This is a genomic window from Microbacterium sp., assembly GCF_031178525.1.
GTDB lineage: Bacteria > Actinomycetota > Actinomycetes > Actinomycetales > Microbacteriaceae > Microbacterium.
On record NZ_JAPSJA010000156.1, the window covers coordinates 1 to 5752 of the forward strand.

4 protein-coding genes are annotated in these 5752 nt (G+C 72.5%); all 4 read left to right on the plus strand.

Annotation, left to right across the window (positions count from 1 at the left end; all coding sequences use genetic code 11):
* On the plus strand, positions 1-753 hold a 753-nt coding region (locus RIF89_RS10160; protein WP_309068996.1), incomplete at its 5' end, for a uroporphyrinogen-III synthase.
* Positions 750-1733: a porphobilinogen synthase gene (gene hemB, locus RIF89_RS10165; protein ID WP_309068997.1), complete on the plus strand. Its 984-nt coding sequence runs from the start codon at positions 750-752 to the stop codon at positions 1731-1733. The genes RIF89_RS10160 and hemB, both read left to right, overlap by 4 nt.
* Positions 1734-1926: 193 nt before the next feature.
* Positions 1927-3249, plus strand: a complete 1323-nt coding sequence (gene hemL, locus RIF89_RS10170; RefSeq protein ID WP_309068998.1) for a glutamate-1-semialdehyde 2,1-aminomutase — start codon at positions 1927-1929, stop codon at positions 3247-3249.
* Positions 3250-3469: 220 nt separating this feature from the next.
* On the plus strand, positions 3470-5752 hold a 2283-nt coding region (gene mbhE / locus RIF89_RS10175), incomplete at its 3' end, for a hydrogen gas-evolving membrane-bound hydrogenase subunit E (RefSeq protein WP_309068999.1).

Here is a 5752-nt window from a genome sequence, read left to right on the forward strand (position 1 = left end):
CCGACGGACGACTCGGCGACGCTCGAGGCGGCGCTCGCGGACCTGGCGGCCGGACGCTTCGACTGGGTCACCGTGACGAGCGCCACGACGGTCGACGTGCTCTACGCGTACGACGCCAAGATCCCCGAGGCGACGAAGGTCGCGGCCGTCGGCGAGACCACCGCGGCCGCGCTGAGCGCGGTCGGCTATCGCGTCGACCTCGTCCCCGAGAGCGACAACTCGGCCGCCGGGATGGCGCGCCAGATGAACGGCCTCGAACCCGAGCCGCGGCGCATCCTCACGCTGCGCAGCGAGATCGCCAAGCCCGTGCTCACCGAGATGCTGATCGACGCGGGACATGACGTGCGCAGCGTCGTCGCGTACCGCACGGTGGGCGTCCCGGCGAAGGACACGGTCATCCGCGATGTGGTGACGGGCCGGATCAACGCGATTCTCGTGACGTCCGGGTCGGTCGCCGAGCAGGTGCGCGAGCAGTTCCCGCACATCGCGGATCGCACGGTCATCGCGGCGATCGGGCCGCGCACGGCATATGACGCCGAGCAGATCGGTCTTCCGATCCAGCTCATCGCGCCGGAGCAGAACATCGACTCGCTGATCGCGGCGCTCGAGAGCATGCCGGTGCCCGAGCCGTCGCCCGAGGCGCTCGCGATCCCGGCGACCGGGCCCGTCGCGACCGGATCCATCCGCGTCGACCCCGCGCCGACCGGGGTGATCGAGACCGTCACCGACAACCGCCAGGAGTCGTCTCGATGAGCTTCCCCACCCACCGTCCGCGTCGGCTGCGTCAGTCGCCCGCCGTGCGCAGGCTGGTGCGCGAGACCCACCTCGTGCCGTCGCAGCTCGTGCTGCCGATGTTCGTGCGCGAGGGCATCTCCGAGCCCGCGGACATCTCCTCCATGCCGGGAGTGCAGCAGCACACGCTCGACTCGCTGCGCCGCGCCGCAACGGCGGCGGCGGAGGCGGGCGTCGGCGGCGTCATGCTGTTCGGCGTGCCCGCGAGGCGCGACGCGACCGGCTCCGGCGCGGACGACCCGCGCGGCATCCTGAACGTCGCGACGGAGGCCGTCGCGGCGGAGGTGGGCGACGCTCTCGTCGTGCAGACGGATCTCTGCCTGGACGAGTTCACCGACCACGGGCACTGCGGCGTGCTCCGCGCGGACGGCGCGGTCGACAACGACGCGACCCTGGAGCGGTACGCCGCGATGGGCGTGGCGCAGGCGAGGGCCGGATCGACGCTGCTCGGCCTGTCCGGCATGATGGACGGCCAGGTCGCCGCCGTGCGCGACGCGCTGGACGCCGAGGGATTCACGGACACGCTGATCATGGCCTACTCGGCGAAGTACGCCGGCGCGTTCTACGGCCCCTTCCGCGAGGCCGTCGACTCGCAGCTGAAGGGCGACCGCCGCACCTACCAGTTGGACCCCGGCAACGGCCGCGAGGGCGTGAAGGAGGCCCTGCTCGATGTCGAGGAGGGCGCGGACATCGTCATGGTCAAGCCCGCGCTGCCGTACCTGGACGTGCTCGCGGACGTGCGCGCCTCGGTCGACGTGCCGGTGTGGGCGTACCAGGTGTCCGGCGAGTACTCGATGATCGAGGCCGCGAGCGCGAACGGCTGGATCGACCGGCGCGGAGCCATCCTGGAGTCGCTGCTGGGCATCCGCCGCGCCGGCGCCGACGCGATCCTGACCTACTGGGCGGCCGAGGCCGCGGGCTGGCTGCGCGAGCAGCTCTAGGCCCTCAGGCGCCGTCGCGCACCTGCGCCCGGCAAGACCTCACACCTGCCGTGAGACATCGCCGCACGGTGACGTCTCGCGCCGGCGGTGAGGTCTCGCGCAGTGGCGGCCCCGACGACCTGACGCACCCGACCGCGAGGCGTGGTGGCGCCCGCGCGGCGCGGGCACAGGCGGCGCGCGAGAGAATGGATGCATGCGCGATCGCAACGAGGACCTGTTCGCCCACGCCCGCGAAGTGATCCCGGGAGGCGTGAACTCGCCCGTGCGGGCGTACGGATCCGTCGGCGGCACGCCGCGATTCCTGCAGTCGGCGCGCGGCGCGTACGTCACCGACGCGGCGGGCCGCGAGTACGTCGACCTCGTCGCGTCGTGGGGGCCCGCGCTGCTCGGTCATGCGCATCCCGAGGTCGTCGACGCCGTGCGCGATGCGGCCACCCGCGGACTGTCCTTCGGTGCGCCGACCGAGGGCGAGGTCGAGCTCGCGGATCTCGTGGCGGGCCGCGTGACCGCCGGAGGACTCGCGCCCGTCGAGCAGGTGCGCCTGGTGTCGACAGGCACGGAGGCGACGATGACGGCCATCCGGCTCGCCCGCGGAGTCACGGGCCGCGATCTGCTGATCAAGTTCGACGGCAACTACCACGGGCACTCGGACGGACTGCTGGCGGCGGCCGGATCCGGTCTCGCCACGCTCGCGCTTCCCGGCACGGCCGGCGTGCCGGCGCCGATCGCGGCGCAGACGCTCGTCGCCCCCTACGGCGACCTCGACGCGGTGCGGGCGATCTTCGCCGAGCGCGGCGACCAGATCGCCGCGATCATCGTGGAGGCCGCACCCGCGAACATGGGCGTCGTTCGCCCGCAGGACGGCTACAACGCCGGCCTCGCGGCCATCGCCCACGAGCACGGCGCGCTGCTGATCCTCGACGAGGTGCTCACCGGATTCCGCGTGGGCCCCGCCGGATACTGGGGGCTGCAGGTCGAGGCGGGGGAGCCGTACGAGCCCGACATCATCACGTTCGGCAAGGTCATCGGCGGCGGCATGCCGCTCGCAGCGCTCGGCGGCAAGGCCGCGGTCATGGAGCAGCTCGCACCCGTCGGGCCGGTCTACCAGGCCGGCACGCTGTCGGGGAACCCGCTCTCCGTCGCGGCGGGCATCGCGACGCTGCGCCTCGCGACGCCCGAGGTCTACGCAACGGTAGACGCGGCCGCCGACCGTGTCGCGCTCGAGGTGTCCGCAGCGCTCGCCGCCGAGGGCGTCGAGCACGCGATCTCGCGCGCAGGCAGCCTGTTCAACCCCGTGTTCGCGGCCGAGGCGCCGCGCGACTACCCGGCGGCGAAGGCGCAGGAGGCGTTCCGATACCGCCCGTTCTTCCACGCGATGCTCGACGCCGGCGTGGCGCTGCCGCCCAGCGTGTTCGAGGCCTGGTTCCTCACCGCCGCGCACGACGACGAGGCCCTGGGGCGCATCGTCGACGCGCTGCCCGCGGCCGCCCGCGCGGCGGCCGTCGCCCGGGGCTGAGCCCGCCCTCGCATCGCCAAACCACATGGTCTGAACGAGACCACAGGTCCCGTGCGCGTCAGGCCGTGTCGTCTCGTTCGAACCATATGGTTTGGGCGAGAGGGGGCGGCCCGCGTGAGGGAGGGCCGGGACCCGGGGGCGGAAGTGCCCGGGTAGACTCGACGGACACCCTTCCGCCTGCTGACCGCCGCTTACGCCCGACGAGCCAGAGGAGACGCGCATGCTGCCTCTCCTCCTTGCGTTCGCCACCGGATCCCTGCTGCTGATCCTGCTTGCGAAGCCGCTCGGTGCGCGGGTCTTCTACGTCGGGGCGCTGTTCCCGCTCGCCGCGTTCGTGCACGCCGTCTGGATGAGCGGCCGCGTGCTGGCGGGCGACGTCCCTTTCTCGACGTACGAGTGGATCCGCCCCCTCGGCATCGAGATCTCGATGCGGATGGACACGCTCGGCTGGCTCATGACGCTCATCGTCAGCGGCGTCGGCGCGCTCGTGATGACGTACTGCCGCTGGTACTTCCGCGGCAAGACCGAGGGCGTCGGGCGCTTCTCGAGCGTGCTGCTCGCGTTCGCCGGCGCCATGTACGGCGTCGTGCTGACGGACGACATCGTGATGCTCGTGATGTTCTGGGAGATCACGAGCATCCTGTCGTACCTCCTGATCGGGCACTACCACCTGCGCGCGGGAAGCCGGCGCGCGGCGCTGCAGGCGCTGCTCGTCACCACCCTCGGCGGACTCGTGATGCTGATCGGCGTGGTGATCCTCGCCGTCACGGCCGACACCACGAGCCTCAGCGACATCCTGGAGCACGCGCCCAGCGGGCCGCTCGTGAACGTCGCGCTCGTGCTGCTGCTCGTCGGGGCGCTGAGCAAGTCCGCGATCTTCCCGTTCCATTTCTGGCTGCCCGGCGCGATGGCGGCGCCCACCCCGGTGAGCGCGTACCTGCACGCCGCCGCGATGGTGAAGGCCGGCATCTATCTGCTCGCCCGCTTCGCTCCGGTGTTCGCGGAGTCGGATCCCTGGCGCCCGGTGATCGTGATCCTCGGAGTCTTCACGATGCTGCTCGGCGGGGTGCAGGCGCTGCGCGAGAGCGACCTGAAGCGCATCCTCGCGTTCGGCACGGTGAGCCAGCTGGGGTTCATCTCGGTCGTGATCGGGTACGGCACGCGCGACGCCGCGCTCGCCGGTCTCGCGCTCGTGCTGGCCCACGCGCTGTTCAAGTCGACGCTGTTCCTCGTGGTCGGCGTGATCGACCGCCAGCTGTCCACGCGCGACATCGACGAGCTGTCGGGCGTCGGCAAGCAGGCGCCGGTCATGGCGGTCATCTCCTTCGTCGCGATCGGCTCCATGGCGGGCCTGCCGCCGACGCTGGGCTTCGTGGCGAAGGAGGGGGCGCTGACCGCGTTCCTCGAGGCCGGCGGAGCGGGCGATGGATGGGGCGTGGTCGCGCTCGTCGGCATCGTCGCCGGCTCCATGCTTACCGTCGCGTACGGTGCCCGCTTCCTGTGGGGCGCGTTCTGGACCAAGCGCGACGCGCAGGGCGCCGCGCGCACCCGCACCGAGTGGCCCGACCCGCCCATCGGCTTCCTCGGCGTGCCGCTCGTGCTCTCCGCGCTCGGGCTCGCGGGGGGCCTGGTCGCCCCGCTCCTCGACACCCTGCTCGCACCGTACGCCGACACGGCGGCGGGCATCGCGCCCGTCGCCGCGCACGAGAGCCACCTCGCGCTGTGGCACGGCCTCGGACCCGCCCTGCTGCTGTCGGCCGTCACGCTCGCGGGCGGTGCGATCATCCTGTGGATCGCGCGCGCGACCGGATTCGATGTGACCGGCCGCATCGTGCGCTTCACGGCGGCCGACGCGTACTACGCCGTCACGCGCGGCGTCGACCGGCTGTCGGTCGCCGTGACGTCGCTCACGCAGCGCGGCTCGCTGCCCATCTACGTGGCGACGATCTTCGTCGTGCTCGTCGTGAGCGAGGGCGTCGCGCTGCTCGCGTCGCCGGGTTGGCGCGTGGAGCTCGACGCGTGGCAGGACCCCGCCCAGCTCGCGGCCGCGCCCGTCATGATCGCGGCCGGTGTGATCGCGGTCCGCGCGCGCAAGCGCTACACGGGCGTGGTGCTCGCGGCCGTCACGGGGCTCGGCATGGTCACGCTGTTCGCCGTGATCGGCGCCCCCGACCTCGCCCTCACGCAGGTGCTCGTCGAGACGGTCACGCTCGTGGCCTTCGCCCTCGTGCTGCGGCGCCTGCCCTCCCGCATGGGAGCCCACAACGGCACGGCCGCCCCCGTGCTGCGGGCCGTGCTCGCCGCGGCGGTCGGCATCACGATGGCCGTGATCGTCGTGATCGCCTCGGGCGCGCGCATCCATCCGTCCGTCTCGGTCGGCTGGGAGGAGCTCGCGTACGAGATCGGGCACGGCAAGAACGTCGTGAACGTCGCACTCGTCGACCTGCGCGGCTGGGACACGATGGGCGAGCTGTCGGTGCTGATCCTGGCGGCGACGGGCGTC

Coding starts and splice junctions, on each gene's coding strand:
- hemB (WP_309068997.1), top strand. CDS start 750: ATGAGCTTCCCCACCCACCGTCCGCGTCGGCTGCGTCAGTCGCCCGCC.
- hemL (WP_309068998.1), top strand. CDS start 1,927: ATGCGCGATCGCAACGAGGACCTGTTCGCCCACGCCCGCGAAGTGATC.